General features: G+C 57.2%; 15 protein-coding genes. 14 read left to right on the plus strand and 1 reads right to left on the minus strand.

Translation table 11 applies throughout. The annotated features are described in order from the left end of the window. Positions 1-25 precede the first annotated feature (25 nt). Positions 26-592: a hypothetical protein gene (locus JRJ26_04695; protein MBW2056780.1), complete on the plus strand. Its 567-nt coding sequence runs from the start codon at positions 26-28 to the stop codon at positions 590-592. Here the strand turns inward: JRJ26_04695 and JRJ26_04700 are convergent. Next, on the minus strand, positions 561-1,226 hold the full coding sequence (locus JRJ26_04700) for an MBL fold metallo-hydrolase (GenBank protein ID MBW2056781.1): 666 nt from the start codon (positions 1,224-1,226) through the stop codon (positions 561-563). The genes JRJ26_04695 and JRJ26_04700 overlap by 32 nt on opposite strands. 371 nt (positions 1,227-1,597) lie before the next feature. On the opposite strand from JRJ26_04700, the gene ndhC reads away from it, so the two are divergent. From ndhC to JRJ26_04765, 13 genes are all read left to right on the plus strand, one after another. Then, positions 1,598-1,966, plus strand: a complete 369-nt coding sequence (gene ndhC, locus JRJ26_04705) for an NADH-quinone oxidoreductase subunit A (protein ID MBW2056782.1) — start codon at positions 1,598-1,600, stop codon at positions 1,964-1,966. Next, complete coding sequence (locus tag JRJ26_04710) at positions 1,957-2,466, plus strand: NADH-quinone oxidoreductase subunit B (GenBank protein ID MBW2056783.1); 510 nt, start codon at positions 1,957-1,959, stop codon at positions 2,464-2,466. The genes ndhC and JRJ26_04710 overlap by 10 nt, the downstream gene beginning before the upstream one ends. A 133-nt stretch (positions 2,467-2,599) precedes the next feature. Further along, on the plus strand, positions 2,600-3,079 hold the full coding sequence (locus JRJ26_04715) for an NADH-quinone oxidoreductase subunit C (GenBank protein ID MBW2056784.1): 480 nt from the start codon (positions 2,600-2,602) through the stop codon (positions 3,077-3,079). Between the two features lie 114 nt (positions 3,080-3,193). Then, positions 3,194-4,366 carry an NADH dehydrogenase (quinone) subunit D gene (nuoD, locus tag JRJ26_04720; GenBank protein ID MBW2056785.1) on the plus strand — a complete coding sequence of 391 codons (1,173 nt, stop codon included), beginning with the start codon at positions 3,194-3,196 and terminating at the stop codon, positions 4,364-4,366. Positions 4,367-4,437: 71 nt separating this feature from the next. Continuing rightward, positions 4,438-6,408, plus strand: coding sequence for an FAD-dependent oxidoreductase (locus JRJ26_04725; GenBank protein ID MBW2056786.1), 1,971 nt, complete (start codon positions 4,438-4,440; stop codon positions 6,406-6,408). A gap of 54 nt (positions 6,409-6,462) precedes the next feature. Beyond that, positions 6,463-9,132, plus strand: a complete 2,670-nt coding sequence (fdhF, locus tag JRJ26_04730) for a formate dehydrogenase subunit alpha (protein ID MBW2056787.1) — start codon at positions 6,463-6,465, stop codon at positions 9,130-9,132. Between the two features lies 1 nt (position 9,133). Beyond that, on the plus strand, positions 9,134-10,147 hold the full coding sequence (nuoH, locus tag JRJ26_04735; GenBank protein MBW2056788.1) for an NADH-quinone oxidoreductase subunit NuoH: 1,014 nt from the start codon (positions 9,134-9,136) through the stop codon (positions 10,145-10,147). A 46-nt stretch (positions 10,148-10,193) separates the two neighbouring features. Beyond that, positions 10,194-10,607 carry an NADH-quinone oxidoreductase subunit NuoI gene (gene nuoI, locus JRJ26_04740; GenBank protein ID MBW2056789.1) on the plus strand — a complete coding sequence of 138 codons (414 nt, stop codon included), beginning with the start codon at positions 10,194-10,196 and terminating at the stop codon, positions 10,605-10,607. A gap of 81 nt (positions 10,608-10,688) precedes the next feature. Continuing rightward, positions 10,689-11,234, plus strand: coding sequence for an NADH-quinone oxidoreductase subunit J (locus JRJ26_04745; protein ID MBW2056790.1), 546 nt, complete (start codon positions 10,689-10,691; stop codon positions 11,232-11,234). A gap of 3 nt (positions 11,235-11,237) precedes the next feature. Further along, entirely contained in the window at positions 11,238-11,552 is a 315-nt protein-coding gene (gene nuoK / locus JRJ26_04750) for an NADH-quinone oxidoreductase subunit NuoK (GenBank protein ID MBW2056791.1), read from the plus strand. 71 nt (positions 11,553-11,623) lie between these two features. Beyond that, complete coding sequence (gene nuoL, locus JRJ26_04755; protein MBW2056792.1) at positions 11,624-13,615, plus strand: NADH-quinone oxidoreductase subunit L; 1,992 nt, start codon at positions 11,624-11,626, stop codon at positions 13,613-13,615. A 173-nt stretch (positions 13,616-13,788) separates the two neighbouring features. Beyond that, positions 13,789-15,339 carry an NADH-quinone oxidoreductase subunit M gene (locus tag JRJ26_04760; protein ID MBW2056793.1) on the plus strand — a complete coding sequence of 517 codons (1,551 nt, stop codon included), beginning with the start codon at positions 13,789-13,791 and terminating at the stop codon, positions 15,337-15,339. A gap of 22 nt (positions 15,340-15,361) precedes the next feature. After that, positions 15,362-16,825, plus strand: a complete 1,464-nt coding sequence (locus JRJ26_04765) for an NADH-quinone oxidoreductase subunit N (protein MBW2056794.1) — start codon at positions 15,362-15,364, stop codon at positions 16,823-16,825. Positions 16,826-17,001: the final 176 nt, after the last annotated feature.

The following is a 17,001-nucleotide window of genomic DNA, read 5'->3' on the forward strand; positions in this document are numbered from 1 at the left end:
GGCTCTTATCCATTGAGGAGGACCGATGGGAGAAATCAAGAGTACCCTGGAAATCGCACTGGAAAAAGCGAGGTCGATCAAGATCTCTTCGGAGGATAGAAGGCGTTTCAAAGGCGAGGAGGCCCGTTCCAAGGCCAGGGAAATCTTTCAAGACTATATCGACCACCGGGCCCGGTCGGCAGACCTTGGGGCACTCATAGAGAAAAGCGGCCAGGAGCCGTCCCTTTTGAGGCACCATCTGGTCGAGGTCTTTCTGGACTCCCTCGATCCTGCCCGTGAGTCCGAAAGGATCTGGGAGGGGCTGGGTGAACTCGGTCTGAAGGAGACATCACCCTTCCGGGAGGCCCTGGCCCGGATAGGCGAAGATGAAGAGACGGCTCGCAGGGAAGAGGCCCAGAGGCTCGAGAAGCGACTCTCGGAGGCTCTGGCAGAGGCAGGAATTTCGGGAACAGCAGTGGAACCCAATGTCGAGGGGACATCCGAATGGAAAGAGATCCTGCACAGTGTCGAGAAACGAAGATCCAAAGCCCTCCAGAGGCTTCGCCGGGAAGTCTCACAGGCTATAGAAGGGGATAGTAGCTTTCCTCGATAGCTCGAAAATTCTCCTGCACCCGGTCTTCTCCAACGATTATCTCTCCGTGGCCGGGGAGGAGGATCTCCACGTCGAGTCTTCTCACCTTCTCGATGCTCTCCATCAACTGTTTGCCGTCTCCACCCGGGAAGTCCGTCCTACCCACTCCTCTGTAAAAGACCAGATCCCCCGTTACGAGGACTCTCCTCTCCGGCCAGTAGATACAGATCCCTCCCGGCGAGTGCCCCGGGGTATGAATCACCTGGTAGAGGCACCCCCCCACCTGGAGGGTCCCCTCCTTCAAATGGAAATCGATGGGAACCCTGGGAATCGCTATTCCCATCATCTGGTAGAGGACCCCCCCCTCCCGGCGCAAATACTCTTCCTCCTCCTTGTGGCAAGCCACCTTGATACGGCCGTCGGCAAATGTTCCGACCGCCTCATAGTGATCAGGGTGACAGTGGGTGATGATGACGAGATCTATCGAATCCAGGGAGACCCCATCCTGCTCCATGCCCCGCAGCAGGTGATCCACGTGTCTCTTATGGCCTACATCGACAAGGACGGCCCGATCCTCACCCAGGACGTAGCTGTTGCAGTTGTTCTCAAAGTAGTTCTGCCACGGATACGCATAGATCCCATTTTCGATAATCATGCTTCACCCCTCACCCGGCTTTGCCGTCAGGTTCGGGCCGTCCCTTCCATTGCTGAAAACATCGAAGGCCCGCCTCTATTTCTCTTCTCCCTCCCGAGATCAATCCCGCCTCCCCGAGAAAGAGCCCGGTATACACGGAAATATACCCCCATGCCTCTCCGAAAGTAAAGAATCCTCGGCCTGGGGCGCTCTCCACGGCGGGTTGGGTGAGCCCGGATGCTTCCCAATGTTCGCTCCACCCTGATTTTGGGGCCTTCCCCAAAACTCAGGAACTCCCGAGGGATTTTTGTTGACAAAGGGGGAGAGATCCTGTATAAAGCAATTTATTAAACTTTTCACAAAGTCACCTATTCTGCCCCTGGAGGCCCCTCATGCTTCTCGAATATCTGCCGCTTCTCGTCTTCGTGGGGATCGCCGTCGCTTTCGGCGCCTTTGTGGTAATCGCCTCCTACCTGGTGGGCCAACACAAGCCGACACCCGCCAAGATGGCCCCTTATGAATGCGGGGTGACCACCGTGGGATCCACCAGGCGGAGGATTCCCATCCGGTATTATATTGTGGCCATGCTCTTCCTCCTCTTCGATATCGAGATTGTTTTTCTCTACCCCTGGGCCGTTGTCTTTCGTGATTTCAAGGCTGCTTTCGGCATATTCGTCTTCGTAGAAATGCTGGTCTTCCTAGGGATCCTCGTTGTGGCCTATGTCTACGTCTGGAAAAAAGGAGCACTCGAATGGGAATAGAGGTCTATCTCGGTAACACCGCCCTGATGAGGGGACTCGACGGCCTTGTCAACTGGGGACGTAAGTCCTCCATATGGCCTGTAACCATGGGGCTCGCCTGTTGCGCCATCGAGATGATGGTTTCGGCTGCTTCCTGGGATATCGCCCGATTCGGTTCAGAGATCTTCCGACCCTCACCCCGCCAGGCGGATCTCATGATCGTCGCCGGTACCCTGACCAAGAAGATGGCCCCCATCGTGAGGAGGATCTGGGAGCAGATGCCCGAGCCCAAGTGGGTCATCGCCTATGGGGCCTGCGCCTGCTCGGGCGGTATATTCAAGACCTACAGCGTGGTTCAAGGGGTTGACCAGATACTGCCGGTCGATGTGTACGTCCCGGGATGCCCTCCGAGACCCGAGGCCTTGCAACTGGCCCTGATGGATGTCCAAAAAAAGATTACAAAAGAATCCCTCCTCGATCGGAAAGACGTGAAGAGTGTGTTCGACGCCCCATCGTTCTAGCTCCTGAGTGGAACCTCAGCAGGGGGGAGCCCGGGAAGGGCTTCTTCCGGTCGGTCCATGTGAGGCGAGACGTCTTTGACGGTTGCTGGAAAGGGCAAATCCAGAGCTTCAGGCTCTTCTGGTTGGTGGATCTATGGCAGAGAGAGAAGTCATCAAGAGGATGAGAGAGAGGTTTCCATCGGAGTTGCTGGACTACAGGGTTTTCCGCGACGAGGTCACCCTCGTTGTCCGAAGGGATTCCCTCTGCAAAATCATGGAATATCTCCATGACGATCTCGCCTTTGACCTCCTGACAGATCTCTGCGGGGTGGATCGATTTACGGAACATCCCAGGTTTGAAGTGGTCTATCATCTCTACTCGATCAAGAGGAACGACCGGGTGAGGGTCAAGGTCCCTGTGGATGAGGGAGAGACCGTACCCACGGTCGAGACGGTATGGAAGGGAGCCAACTGGTACGAGAGAGAGACCTTCGACATGCTGGGGATAGCCTTCGAGAACCACTCCAACCTCAAGAGAATCCTCTTGTGGGACGAGTTCGACGGTCACCCCCTGAGGAAGGATTTCCCGACAGAGGGAAGGGATTTTGAGAACCCCGTGCTCCCGGACACGTGAGAGAACTCCCGAATCGCTCGGCTCGGCCGCCGGGGCTTTTCCGCCGGAACGGGCAGGGAGTCGGGCAATCGTGGGATGTGAGGTTCAGGGCCGACTCGAAAAGGAGCAGACCTAATGGCTGAGCAGAAGACCATGACCATAAACATGGGTCCCCAGCATCCGGCGACCCATGGTGTGCTGCGCATCGTCCTCGAACTGGATGGGGAGATCATCAGGAAGGCCACACCGGTTCTGGGCCACCTCCACCGAGGAATCGAGAAACTCGCCGAGGCCAAAACCTACCACCAGTGCATCCCTCTCACCGACAGGATGGACTACGTCAATGCCATGGGCCATAATCTCGGATATGTTTTGGCCGTGGAGAAACTCCTGGGCGTCGAAATCCCTGTTCGAGCCCAATACGTGCGGGTCATGCTTGCCGAACTCCAGCGCATTGCATCGCATCTGATCTGGCTGGGGACCCACGTCCTCGACCTCGGAGCAACGACTCCCATCATGTACTGCTTCAGGGAAAGGGAGGCTATTCTGAGGATTTTCGAAGAGGTGGCAGGGGGCCGTATCACGCCCACCTACTTCCGAATCGGTGGATTGCCCAGAGATCTTCCCGATGGGGCTGTCGACCTCGTCAGGGATTTTGTCAAGGATTTTCCAAGGAGAATCGATGACTACGAGGCTCTCCTCACCCAAAACGTCATCTTCCAGCGCCGAACCAAAGGGGTGGGAGTACTGTCGGCCGAGGATGCGATAAACTTCAGCGTCACAGGCCCGACCCTCCGCGGATCCGGAGTCTCCTATGACGTGAGGAAGGCCACTCCGTACAGCCGGTACGAGGATTTCGATTTCGAAGTCCCCGTGGGCGAGAAGGGGGACGTCTTTGACAGATACCTGGTGCGTATGGAGGAGATGCGCCAGTCCAGGAGGATCGTCGAGCAGGTTGTGGAGAACCTCCCTGAGGGGCCTATCAAGGCCGATGCTCCCCAAGTCGTGCTGCCCGACAAGGAGGATGTCGAGACCAGGATCGACGCCTTGATAAGGCACTTCAAGATCGGGTTCGAGGGCTTCCAAACGCCCGTCGGTGAGGTTTTTCAGAGCGTAGAGGCCTCCAAAGGGGAACTGGGCTACTACATCGTCAGCGACGGGGGTAACAAACCGTTCCGCCTCAGGGTTAGGGCACCGAGCTTCGCCAATCTCAGCGCACTGCCCAAGATGATCGAGGGCCAGATGATAGCCGATGTGATCGCCACTATCGGATCGATCGACATAGTGCTCGGGGAGATCGACCGGTAGGATCAGGCAGAGGAATGAGGAGACGGGGAAAAGGCCCGGGGTGAACCGGGCAGACCAGTAAAGGGCGCGTCATGGGCGACATAGTTTTTTCCAGCTGGCACGGTAGGGTAATCGATAATCGGGGGAAACCCCCCGAGGAGTTCGAGGAGGTGACCGGTCTGGATCTTCCCCTCGACTATGACGGGGAACTCCGGATCAAGGCTCTCATGGGATGGGACGGCCTGGCCATCAGAGATCCCGATGTGAATGTGGTCGACATGTGCCGGGTTTACATGGAGGCGGTGCAGAAGGAATCCTGTGGAAAGTGCGTCCCCTGCAGGGTCGGGACCCAGGTAATCCTCACCGCTCTGAAGAGGATCGCGGATGGCCGTGGAACGCGGGCGGATCTGGAGGAGATCGAGTCCTTGGGCCGCATCGTTCAGGAGAGTGCCAAGTGCCAGATCGGACAGACGGGCACCGTCGCCCTCCTCCACTGCCTCCGGTACTACAGGGATGACTTTCTCGACCTGATCGAGAACAACAAGAAGGCACCTTCCGGAACCTACAGGACCAAGACCGTGGCCCCGTGTTCCAACGCGTGTCCTGCCCACCTCGATATCCCCACCTATGTCGAATACGTGAGGGAAAACAGGTTTGAAGAGTCCCTGGACGTGATCCGGAAAATGACCTGCTTTCCCGGCACTCTGGGGAGAGTATGCATTCGGCCCTGCGAGTCGAGCTGCCGGAGGGCCAACCTCGACGAGCCGATCTCGATCAAGTACCTGAAGCGTTTCGTAGCGGACTGGGAGCTCGAACGACGGCACACCCCGCCTATAGAGAAACCCGACACAACCAGGGACGACCCGGTTGCAGTGGTGGGAGCAGGTCCGGCCGGCCTCTCCTGCGCATACTACCTCGCCCAGCAAGGCTATCCCGTAACGGTCTTCGAGCGTTTCGGAGCCCCCGGGGGCATGGCGGCCTGGGGCATCCCGGATTATCGCCTGCCCCGGGAGATCCTCAACCGAGAAGTGGAGCTTGTCCAGGCCATGGGAGTGGAGATTCTCTACAACACGGAGGTGGGCAAGGATATCACCCTCAAGGAGATAGCCCAGAAGTACAAGGCCATCTTCCTTGGGGTGGGCGCCCAGGGAAACACTTCCATGAGAGTGGAGGGGGAGGACGCCGGCTATCAGGGTTTCATCCCAGGGGTGAAGTATCTCCTGGAAATCAATCAAGGAAAGGACCCCTATCCCGAGGGCAAGAAGGTCGTAGTGGTCGGGGGGGGGAACGTCGCCATCGACTGTGTGCGGTCCTCTCTTCGTATCGGAAAGACCGACGTGAATTTGGTCTATCGGAGATCCCGAAAGGAGATGCCCGCCGATGAGGTGGAGATCCGTGATGCAGAGGAGGAAGAGGTGAAGTTTCATTTCCTCTGCAACCCTGTAAAAGTGGTGGCCAAGGACAACAAGGTGGTGGGCGTCGAATGCATTCGCATGGAACTGGGTGAGCCTGATGAGAGCGGCAGGAGGCGACCTATTCCGATTCCAGGCTCGGAGTTCTTCATCGACTGTGACATTGTGATTCCAGCCATAGGCCAGGCCGTAGATCTCGGCTTTCTGGAGGGGATGAAGGAAATCGAAACGACCCGATGGAAGACTCTCGTGGTCAATCCCAAGACCTTCGAAACCACCCGCAAGGGGATCTTCTCTGCAGGAGACTGCGTAACAGGGCCTGACGTCCTTGTCAGAGCGGCCGGCAACGGAAAGCGTGCAGCGGACAAGATCGACAAGTACCTGCGAGGGATGCCTGTGGAACCCTCTGAAGAAGAGAGATTGGAAGACCTGATGGCGGCGATCGGTGTCTATGATAAAGAGGAAATGATCGGTGCGGTGGGAGGACAGGAGAGGAAGCGGCTGCGCATGCTCGAACCGGAACAGAGGCGACAGACTTTTGAAGAGGTGGAAAAGGGATTCCCGGTGCCTGTGGCAAAGGAAGAGGCCGAGCGATGCCTGCGGTGTTACAGGGTCAGCCTCGTAGCCCTGGGCCCGAAATCCCAGGGATAGATCGATCTCTCCTGGCCAGGGGCGAGCGGGTTTCAGGAGAACTGAGGGTCAAGCATGGTTAGTCTGACTATTGACGGGAAACAGATAACAGCCGGAGAGGGAAAGACTATCCTGGAGGCGGCCAGGGAGAACAATATCTACATTCCCTCCCTCTGTTACCTGCCGAAGTTGAGCTGGCTCAAGTCATGCCGGATGTGTCTGGTCGACATCGAGGGTGTCGAAAACCCCGTGGCCGCCTGTGCTACCCCGGTCATGGAGGGTATGACTGTTCACACCCGGTCCGGACGGGTGGAGAAGATGAGGAGGGAAGCCCTCAAACTACTCCTCATCCAGCATCCTCTCGACTGTCCGGTCTGTGATGCGGGAGGCCAGTGTGAACTCCAGAATCTGGTCTACCAGTTCGGCATCGACGAGCAGAACCATGTTGCGGAAAGGGCTGAGCGGCCCCAGGTGCCATTTGCAACTCCCCTTGTCGAGCAGGTGATGGACCGGTGCGTCATGTGTATGCGCTGTGTCCAGGCCTGTATCGAGATTCCCGGTTCGCACGTACTCGATGTGGTCGACCGAGGTTTCGAGTCCCATGTCGAGGCGGTTCGACCCGAGGCTTGTATCTCTTGTGGGGAATGTCTTCACGTCTGCCCAGTAGGGGCCCTCACGGACAAGCTCAGCCCTATCAAGGGACGAATCTGGCAGATGGAGAGGATTCAGACGACGTGCACCTTCTGCGGGTGCGGGTGCCAGCTCGATCTGAACGTCCTCCACGGCAAGCGGATCGTGAAGGTGACGAGCCGCGACGAGGTCGGGATCAACGCCGGAAGCCTCTGTGTCAGGGGACGCTTCGGCTGGGACTACATCCACCATTCGGATCGACTGGCCCGCCCCATGATCCGTGAAGGGGGAAAACTCCGAGAGTCGACTTGGGAGGAGGCCCTCTCCCTGGTTTCGAGCAGACTCCAAAACCTCAAGGAGGGTTTCGGTGGGGAGAGCATCGGGGCCATTGCTCCCTCAAGGGGGACCAATGAGGAGATCTACCTGCTCCAGAAATGGATGCGGGTGGTTCTTGGTTCGGACAACGTGGACAGCGGCGCACGCCTGGGCAGCGCACCGACTCTGGTGGGACTCTCCGAGTCTCTCGGTTACGGGGCCATGCCCGGAAGTCTCGAAGGGGTTGCCGGGGCAGAGGTGATCCTGGTCGTGGGGGCGGATCCTGATGAGAATAACCTGATTTTCGCACACAAGATCCGTCAGGCCATCCAGAAAAACGACGCCCGTCTCATCCTCGTCGATCCGCGCAGGACCCGGTTGGAGAAATACGCAAACATCTGGCTCCGTCCCTTTCCCGGGAGTGATGTAGCCTGGATCAACGGCCTCATAAATATCCTCATCAACCAAGACCTCATCAAGGAGGATTCGATCAAGAAGAGGCTCCGCGGGTTCGGAGAATTGAAGAAATCCGTCTCCTCCTATACCCCGGAAAAAGTGGAGAGGCTCACCGGCGTTCCGGCGAGCCAGCTCGAGGAGGCGGCCCGCCATTTGGGCGAGGCCGGCTGTGCGGCAATCGCTTATGGATCGGGAATCACCCAAAACGTGAGGGGAACGGAGGCCGTCAAGGCTCTTGCCAATCTCGCCCTGATAACCGGGAATATCGGGAAGACGAGGGGTGGGTTTTATCCTCTTTGTCCCCAGAGCAACGCCCAGGGAGCCTTTGACATGGGCGGCCTTCCAGGTTATCTCCCCGGATACCAGAGGATCGACGATCCCGCCGTCCGCGAGAAGTTCGAAAAGGCCTGGAACGGGGAGCTTCCCCGCAGACCCGGTCTCGTGCTGGGGGAAATGTTCGACGCCATGCACACGGGAAAGATCAGGGGGCTCATCGTGGTCGGAGAGAATCCGGTGATAACCCTTCCCAACCCAAAGCGAATCGAAGAGGGCCTTAAGAGACTCGAACTGCTGGTCGTGGTCGATGTCTTCCTCACGGAAACCGCGGAGAAGGCGGACGTAGTGCTTCCCGGGGCGACCTTTGCGGAAAAAGACGGGACTTTTACCAGCATGGACCGGCGGGTCCAAAGAGTCCGGCGGGCGATCCCTCCGGTGGGAGGAATGGCGGAATGGGAGATCATTTCAGCCCTCTCATCCCGGCTGGGTCACCCGATGGGCTACCACCATCCCCGTGAGATCTTTTCTGAAATGGCCTCCCTCACACCCCTTTTCCGTGGCATGGATTATCCGGGCCTGGACGAGGCCGGCCTCCAGTGGCCGTGTCCTGAGCCGGGCCATCCAGGCACCCCTGTCCTTTACAGGGAGGGATTTCCCGACGGAGGCGGCCGGCTTGTCGCTGTTTCTTATGAAGAGCCGGAGGAGAAACCAGGGGCCGATTTCCCCCTCTGGCTCATCGTTGGAGGTCTCCTCAACAATTACTCCATCGGTACAAAGAAAAGGCGGGCCCTGGGACTGGCACGGTGGTATCCTGAAACCGCTGTCGAGATCCACCCGGAAGACGCGGCGGCCCGGGGAATCGGGGAGGGAGACACGGTCCGCCTCTCTTCTCCCAGAGGTCAAGTCGAGATCAAGGCGAGAATTTCCGAGGGTGTGGCCAGAGGCACGGTCTATCTGGCCCCGGACTTCCACGATGTGGAGCTGACAAGGCTCCTCTACCCGGACTTCGACACGCGGGTGGGAACACCCGCATACAAGGCCTGCGCGGCCAAAGTGGAGAGGGTCTAGCATGGAGCTTCTTTACACGCTGATTGAGATTGTCGCAAAGAGCCTGTTGGTCTTCGTCGCTCTCCTTTTGATGACCGCATACAATACCCTCTTTGAGAGGAAGGTGCTCGGCCACATACAGGTTCGATACGGCCCCAACCGCGTCGGTCCTTTCGGCCTCCTCCAGCCTATCGCCGATGGAATCAAGGCCTTTTTCAAGGAAGACCTGGTCCCGGCCAGGGCAGACGGCATGGTCTTCATGGTGGCACCTGCCGTATCCGTGATCTCGGTGCTCTGCCTGGCAGCGGTCATCCCCTTCGGCAACGACCTCGTTCTCAAGTCCGGCCGGGTCATCAAGATGGTGGTAGCCGATGTGGACATAGGGCTGCTGTACATCTTCGCCATCGCCTCCATTGGGGAGTTCGGAGTGGTACTGGGAGGCTGGGCCTCGGGAAACAAATACGGCATCACGGGTGCTCTCCGCGCGGCGGCGCAGATGATCAGTTATGAGGTCTTCATCGGACTGGCCGTCATAGGCGTCTTGATGATCTCCCAAACACTCAACCTCAGAGAGATCGTCCTGGCTCAGAGCGGCGGTTTCTGGCACTGGAACGTCTTTCTCCAGCCCGTGGCCTTTCTGCTTTACTTTGTCGGGGGGCTGGCCGAGCTCGCCCGGGTCCCTTTTGACATGCCTGAAGCCGAATCGGAACTGGCCTGCGGATTCAACATCGAGTTCAGCAGCATGAAGTTTGCCCTCTATTTCATAAGCGAGTATGCCCATATGATCATCATGCCGGCCGTGGCCGTCACCCTCTTCTGGGGCGGCTTCCTTCCCGTCGTGCCGGCCCTTTCGTTCATTCCGGGGTGGATCTGGTTCCTCGCAAAGGTGTCGGTTCTCGTCTTTGTCTGCATCTGGATCCGAGCTACCTATCCCAGGTTGCGGTACGACCAGATCATGAAGTTCGGCTGGAAGTTCATGTTCCCCCTGGCTCTGCTAAATGTGCTTGTTACGGGTGTGGTGCTCCTGTTCAAATAGGGGTTGCCCCCGGGCCTGCAGGTGGCAATATAGGAAAGGAAAGACCATGATTATCCCACTTCTCAAAGGCTTGGCCGTAACCCTCAAGTATTTCTTTTCGAGGCCCTTTGCCATCCAGTATCCGGACGAAAAGATCGAAATGACGGATCGATGGCGGGGGATTCACTACTTCGAAAGGAGAGAAGACGGCTCGACCAAGTGCGTGGCCTGCGGTCTCTGCGAGGCCGTGTGCCCTTCCAACTGCATCTACCTCGAAGCCGAGGTATACGAAAACGGCAGGAGGTTTCCCAGGGTTTATGAGATCGACGGAACCCGCTGTATCTTCTGCGGCTTCTGTGAGGAGATCTGCCCGGTCAATGCGATTCGGTTGGGAAAGAACTACGAATACGTCAGACACGAAAGGGCAGACTTCATCTTTGACACGACCTTTCTCCTGGATCAGAAGAAGTTGAACCCGTGATCTTCAACAACGGCCCTTGGCAAATGACCAGTGGGAAATGGTAAATCGCCGATGAAAAACGATAGATAGCAGAGGTTCTCCATGTTTGCACAGAACATAAGCATCCTCTTTGAGTGGCTCGTCTTTCTGGGAACGGCTTTTGTGGCTCTTCTCGCCGCGGTTCTCATGGTGACCCGCAAGAATCCTATCCATTCCGCCATATTCCTTATCCTTACGCTACTCTGCACGGCCGTGCTGTTTTTCCTGCTCCAGAGCCCCTTCATCGCCATAATCCAGGTTCTGGTCTATGCGGGGGCCATAATGATGCTCATCGTCTTCGTGGTAATGCTTCTGGAGCTCGAAGAGGAACTCCGCCTGCCCCTTAAGATCTCGTTTTCCAAGGGAGTCGGGGTACTGACCGTTCTCCTCATCATGTTGGGGCTTTTCTTCGCCGTCTTCGGTGGAGCCCGGGGTCTCAGCGACGGATATACACCCGAGCTTTTGAGTCATCTGGGATCGGTGAGGATCGTCGGCAAGTTGCTTTTCACCGACTATCTCCTCCCTTTTGAGATCGTCTCGGTTCTCTTGATGGCGGCCATTGTGGGGGCTGTGGCACTGACCAAGAAGAGACCCTCTGAAAAGGAGTAACCCATGACCATACCGCACATCCCTTCAGCCGCTTATCTCATCCTGGGGGCCATGTTGTTTGCCGTGGGCGCCATCGGCGTCTTGACCAGAAGAAACGCCATAGTCGTCTTCATGTCGATCGAACTGATGCTCAACTCCGTCAATCTGACCATGATCACCTTTGCCCATTTCCTCGATTCCATGGAAGGCGTCGTGTTCGTGTTCTTTGTCATGGCCGTGGCCGCCGCCGAAGCAGCCGTCGGCCTGGCCATCTTTGTGCAACTCTATAGAACACGCAAGACCATCCATCTAGACGAGGTTCATCTGATGAAGTGGTAGCGGCGGTCCTGCAGTGAACCTGCAAGAGAGCGACAGGAAAAAAAGGAGAGATTCTTTCCAAGGAGATGGCAATGCTTGAATTCGTGTGGCTGATACCTCTCTTCCCTGCTATTGGATTCGTTATCAACGGTCTCTTTGGAAGGCGGTTGAACCGGAAGGCCGTGGGCCCAATAGCCTGCACGGCTATCGGACTGTCGGCGGCCCTCTCGTCGGTCCTCTTTTTTGCCCTTCTGAAGCAACCCGACCGTTTTTTTGAGAAGGACATCTTCACCTGGATCCTTTCCGGACAGTTGAGCGTGGCCGTCGGTTACCAGGTCGACGCCCTCTCCATCGTTATGGCTCTGGTGGTCTCATGGGTGAGTTTCTTCATCCATGTCTACTCCATCGGGTACATGCACGAAGACCCCGGTTACCCACGGTACTTCACCTACCTCAACCTCTTCGTCTTCATGATGCTCAATCTTGTCCTGGCCAACGGTTTTCTCCTCATGTTCGTCGGATGGGAGGGGGTGGGGCTCTGCAGCTATCTGCTCATCGGGTTCTGGTTCGAAAAGGACTCTGCCTCCAATGCCGGTAAGAAGGCTTTCGTGGTGAACCGTGTGGGGGATTTCGGGTTTCTTCTCGGCATCTTCTTACTTGTGGTCCACTTCGGAACCCTCAATTTCAGCCAAGTCTTCGACCGTGCCCCTGAGATCCTGACGACCTCAACAGCCACCACCATAGCCGTTCTCCTGTTCGTCGGCGCGGTGGGCAAGTCGGCTCAGCTCCCGCTTTACGTATGGCTGCCTGATGCCATGGAGGGCCCCACACCGGTGAGCTCGCTGATCCATGCCGCCACCATGGTGACCGCGGGGGTTTACATGGTGGCCCGGTGCCACGTGATCTATCAGATGGCGCCCCTCGCCATGGCCATCGTCGCCACCATAGGCGCTTTGACGGCCATATACGCGGCCTCAATCGGCTTCGCCCAGAACGACATCAAGAAGGTTCTCGCCTATTCGACCATCAGCCAACTCGGTTACATGTTCCTCGGGGTGGGAGTAGGGGCGTACAGTGCGGGCATCTTTCACCTCATGACCCATGCCTTTTTCAAGGGTCTCCTCTTTCTCGGCGCCGGCAGTGTCATGCATGCCATGAGCGGTGAGCTCGACATGAGAAAGATGGGGGGATTGAGGAAACTCACCCCGATCACCTTCTGGACCTTCCTCATCGCTACTCTCGCCATTTCGGGTTTCCCCCCTTTCTCGGGCTTCTTCAGCAAGGACGAGATCCTCTGGCAGGCTTTCCAACAGAACCGTCTACTCTGGGCAATCGGGTTTGTTGCCGCGGGTATGACCTCCTTCTACATGTTCCGTGCGGTATTTATGACTTTTTTCGGGGAGTGCCGCGCCCCCCAAGAGGTGAAGAAGCACATTCATGAATCCCCCAGGATCATGACGGTCCCTCTGATGATCCTGGCAGCACTGTCGATCGCAGGAGGATGGATCGGTATTCCCCATGCCCTGAAGGGGGCAAATCGGTTCCATGAGTTCCTCTCCACCGCAATCAGAACCTCCCCCGAGACCGGTGGTTCTGCAGCCGCCAAAATCCACCTACTTCTCGCCTCCAATCAGAGTACGGCGGAATTGGCCAAGCACGGACTCGTATCGGCACATCCCCCTGTCGACCCTACGGAATACACTCTCATGGCTCTCTCGGTGGGGATCGCCCTTGTAGGGCTGGCCGTTGCCTATCTCCTGTACATGGCGAAGCCCGTGCTGGTGGAGCGGTTCGTGGCAAGCTGGCAGCGACTCTACCGACTCGTTCTGAACAAGTACTACGTCGATGAGATCTACGAGGTCCTCTTCATCGATTCTCTCAAGGGCCTCGGCAGAGGACTGTGGAAAGGGGTGGACACCTTCCTCATCGACGGGGCGGTAAACGGTGTGGCTTATGTAATCCGGATCCTGAGCGATCTCATGCGGAGGCTCCAAAACGGGCTCGTCCAGAGCTATGCCCTCTCCATGGTCGTGGGGGGGGTGGTGGTCATGGGATACTATGTGATCCGTGTCATATTCTTCTGACCGTAGTCCCGCTTGTTGCGGTCAGAGGCGAAATGGGCTTTGTGCAAAATCAGGCCGGTTCCGGGCGCCGGGATTCTTCGGGGGCACCCGGCACCCTCCGAATATCGGGGAAGCGATCCCGGACGGATGGAGACCGATCGGCTGCGGGTGAATTCAACAAGGAGTAAAAACCAATGGAAGGTTTTCCCATTCTCACTGTGGTGACTTTCTTTCCCATCGTCGGTGCCGTCATCCTTCTCTTCATAGACAAGGAGAACCATCCGGCCCTCCGCACGGTCGCCCTCATGTTCTCCCTCGGAGAGTTCATCCTCTCCCTTCCCCTGTTCTTTCTCTTTGAAAACTCCACCCACCAGATGCAATTCCAGGAGGTTCTTCCATGGATTGAAAGCTACGGCATCACCTATCACCTGGGCATCGACGGGATCAGCCTTCTGCTGGTGCTTCTGACAACATTTCTTACGGTTCTCTGCGTCCTGAGCGCCTTCAGTGCGATCCAGACGCGGGTCAAGGAATTCATGATCTCCTTCCTCTTTCTCGAGACGGGAATGGTAGGCGCCCTGGTAGCTCTCGATCTCGTCCTGTTCTACATATTCTGGGAAGTCATGCTCATCCCCATGTACCTTCTCATCGGTGTCTGGGGCGACCCGAGAAGGAGGATTTACGCTGCCGTCAAATTCTTCCTCTATACAATGGCAGGAAGTGTCCTGATGATGGTGGCCATCCTCGCCCTCTATTTCATCCACGGCAAGGCCACCGGAAACTACACCTTCGATCTGCTGGAACTCTACAAGTTCGGCGTGCCCCTGGGCGCCCAATACTGGCTCTTCGGCGCCTTCGCTCTCGCCTTTGCCATCAAGGTTCCCATGTTTCCCTTCCACACGTGGTTGCCCGACGCGCACACAGAGGCTCCCACCGCCGGGAGTGTCATCCTGGCGGGTGTCCTCCTGAAGATGGGGACCTACGGTTTCATCCGATTCGCCATCCCCCTGTTTCCCAGCGCTGCTATGAGGTTTCTCCCCCTGGTCTGTGCACTCGCCCTTGTGGGAATCATCTACGGTGCCCTCGTTTCCATGATGCAGGATGATCTGAAACGCCTGGTGGCCTTCTCGAGTGTCAGCCATCTGGGTTATGTGATGCTGGGAATGTTCGCCTTAAACATGCAGGGGGTCCAGGGTTCTGTCTACCAGATGCTGAATCACGGTATCAGCACGGGTTCCCTCTTTCTCATCGTGGGTATCATCTACGAGAGAAGGCATACGCGGATGATCGCCGATTTCGGCGGCCTCTCAAAGGTTATGCCGGTCTATGCAGCCATCTTCATGATAGTCACCCTGTCATCCATCGGGCTGCCCGGGACCAACGGTTTTGTGGGTGAATTCTTGATCCTTCTCGGGGCTTTCAAAGCCAAGACGATATACGGGGTTCTCGGGGCCACGGGGGTCGTTCTCGGAGCGGCTTACATGCTGTGGATGTTTCAGAGAGTCATGTTCGGACAGATAAGAAACCCCGAGAACCTGAAACTCAAAGACCTCAATCCACGGGAGATCGCTTACATGGTTCCCATGGTCATTATGATCTTCCTCATGGGGATCTACCCCAGGCTGTTCTTCCAGAAGATGGATGCCACGGTGGACCATTTCATCAAGGACGTCAAGAGCAGGTACGAGGCCACGGTCGATCAGGCACCCTCAAAGGCCCTGCTGGCAGGGGAGATGAAACGATAGGAGTCTAAGGGAGGATTTTTTGATGGATCTTTCAGGCCTGCAGATCAATTTTCGGATCATCATGCCGGAGATCATTCTAGCCGCTTTCGGCATGCTGGTCCTGCTGGTGAGTGTCTTTTCCTCCTCGAGAGAAGAGGGTAAAGACCACCTCGGATACATCAGCCTCTTCGGCGTGATTCTGGCCCTGGGCTTTTCTCTCCCCCTCTTCGGTAAGGCGCAGTCCGGCTTCAACGGCATGATCACTGCGGACAGTTTCGCCGCTTTCTTCAAGCTGGTCTTCGGTCTCATCTGCCTGCTGACGATCCTCATCTCCGTCGGATACACGAAGCAAGAGGACATCCCCATGGGAGAGTACTATGCCTTGGTGCTGTTCTCCACCACCGGGATGATGCTCATGGCAGCAGGGACCAACCTGCTTACCATCTTTCTCGGCCTCGAAACCATGTCGATCTCCATATACGTCCTGGCTGGAATCCTCCGCCGGGACCCGAGATCCGTAGAGTCGGCCATGAAGTATTTCATTCTGGGCGCCTTTGCCACTGGTTTCTTCCTCTACGGTGCCGCCCTGCTTTACGGTTCCACCGGATCCTTCGGTCTCAAGGAGATCGCTTCCTACCTGTCCACCAGGGGCACGGAGGCCAGGAGCCCCATGCTGATCATAGGCATCGCCCTGCTGACCATCGGGTTTGGATTCAAGATCGCCACGGTTCCCTTTCACATGTGGACGCCGGATGTCTACGAGGGCGCACCCACATCCATTACCGCGTTCATGGCCACGGGGGTGAAGGCCGCAGCCTTCGCCGGGCTCATCCGGGTTTTCTTCTCGGCTCTCGGGCCCTTCCAGCCGGACTGGACCGCCATCATGTGGCTTCTCTCCGTAGCCACCATGACGCTGGGAAACATCGTAGCCGTCTCTCAGTCGAATATCAAACGGATGCTGGCGTACTCCAGCATCGCCCACGCCGGATACATCCTGGTGGCGTTTACGGCAGGAAACGCCTTGGGAACCTCGAGCATCCTCTTCTACCTGCTCGCCTATGCATTCATGAATATCGGAGCCTTCACGGTGGTGATCCTGCTGGGCAAGAAGGGCGAGGAGAACACCCTGATTGCCGACTATGCCGGGATCGGGTTCAAGTACCCCCTTCTGGCCGCAGCTATGACGATCTTCATGCTCTCCATGGCCGGAATTCCCCCCTTGGCGGGCTTTATGGGGAAATTCTACATATTCAGCGCCGCCGTCAAGGCGAAGTTTTACTGGCTTGCCGTGATCGGCGTGCTGAACAGCGCCCTTTCGGTCTACTACTACCTCCGTGTAACGGTTCTGATGTATTTTCGAGAATCGGAAAGGGAGATCACGGGTCTTACCTTCTCACCGGCAGCAGTGGTGGGGGTGACCATTGCCGTGGCAGGGGTCATCTATCTGGGCATCTTCCCCTCCGCCGTTCTTGCCCTGGCAAGAGCCTCGATAGGGGCTCTTATGTGACAAGAACCCGCGGCGAGCGGCCGCGGCCAAGGCTTTGCCAAGGTCCACCGAGGAGCTTTCCGAGCGGTGGGCAATCCTCACACCTTGGGGAAACCCTCGAGGATCGAAAGACATCCTTGGAAATCAAAAGGCTTCAAGACGCGTGCTTCGAAGGTGCGAGGCAGGTCCGGGAATGC

Source organism: Deltaproteobacteria bacterium, from assembly GCA_019308905.1.
In the GTDB taxonomy this organism is placed as follows: domain Bacteria; phylum Desulfobacterota; class BSN033; order WVXP01; family WVXP01; genus JAFDHF01.

Coding starts and splice junctions, on each gene's coding strand:
- JRJ26_04725 (MBW2056786.1), top strand. CDS start 4,438: ATGGGCGACATAGTTTTTTCCAGCTGGCACGGTAGGGTAATCGATAAT.
- JRJ26_04700 (MBW2056781.1), bottom strand. CDS start 1,226: ATGATTATCGAAAATGGGATCTATGCGTATCCGTGGCAGAACTACTTT.
- nuoL (MBW2056792.1), top strand. CDS start 11,624: ATGCTTGAATTCGTGTGGCTGATACCTCTCTTCCCTGCTATTGGATTC.
- JRJ26_04695 (MBW2056780.1), top strand. CDS start 26: ATGGGAGAAATCAAGAGTACCCTGGAAATCGCACTGGAAAAAGCGAGG.
- nuoI (MBW2056789.1), top strand. CDS start 10,194: ATGATTATCCCACTTCTCAAAGGCTTGGCCGTAACCCTCAAGTATTTC.
- JRJ26_04765 (MBW2056794.1), top strand. CDS start 15,362: ATGGATCTTTCAGGCCTGCAGATCAATTTTCGGATCATCATGCCGGAG.
- nuoK (MBW2056791.1), top strand. CDS start 11,238: ATGACCATACCGCACATCCCTTCAGCCGCTTATCTCATCCTGGGGGCC.
- nuoH (MBW2056788.1), top strand. CDS start 9,134: ATGGAGCTTCTTTACACGCTGATTGAGATTGTCGCAAAGAGCCTGTTG.
- fdhF (MBW2056787.1), top strand. CDS start 6,463: ATGGTTAGTCTGACTATTGACGGGAAACAGATAACAGCCGGAGAGGGA.
- JRJ26_04760 (MBW2056793.1), top strand. CDS start 13,789: ATGGAAGGTTTTCCCATTCTCACTGTGGTGACTTTCTTTCCCATCGTC.
- ndhC (MBW2056782.1), top strand. CDS start 1,598: ATGCTTCTCGAATATCTGCCGCTTCTCGTCTTCGTGGGGATCGCCGTC.
- JRJ26_04715 (MBW2056784.1), top strand. CDS start 2,600: ATGGCAGAGAGAGAAGTCATCAAGAGGATGAGAGAGAGGTTTCCATCG.
- nuoD (MBW2056785.1), top strand. CDS start 3,194: ATGGCTGAGCAGAAGACCATGACCATAAACATGGGTCCCCAGCATCCG.
- JRJ26_04745 (MBW2056790.1), top strand. CDS start 10,689: ATGTTTGCACAGAACATAAGCATCCTCTTTGAGTGGCTCGTCTTTCTG.
- JRJ26_04710 (MBW2056783.1), top strand. CDS start 1,957: ATGGGAATAGAGGTCTATCTCGGTAACACCGCCCTGATGAGGGGACTC.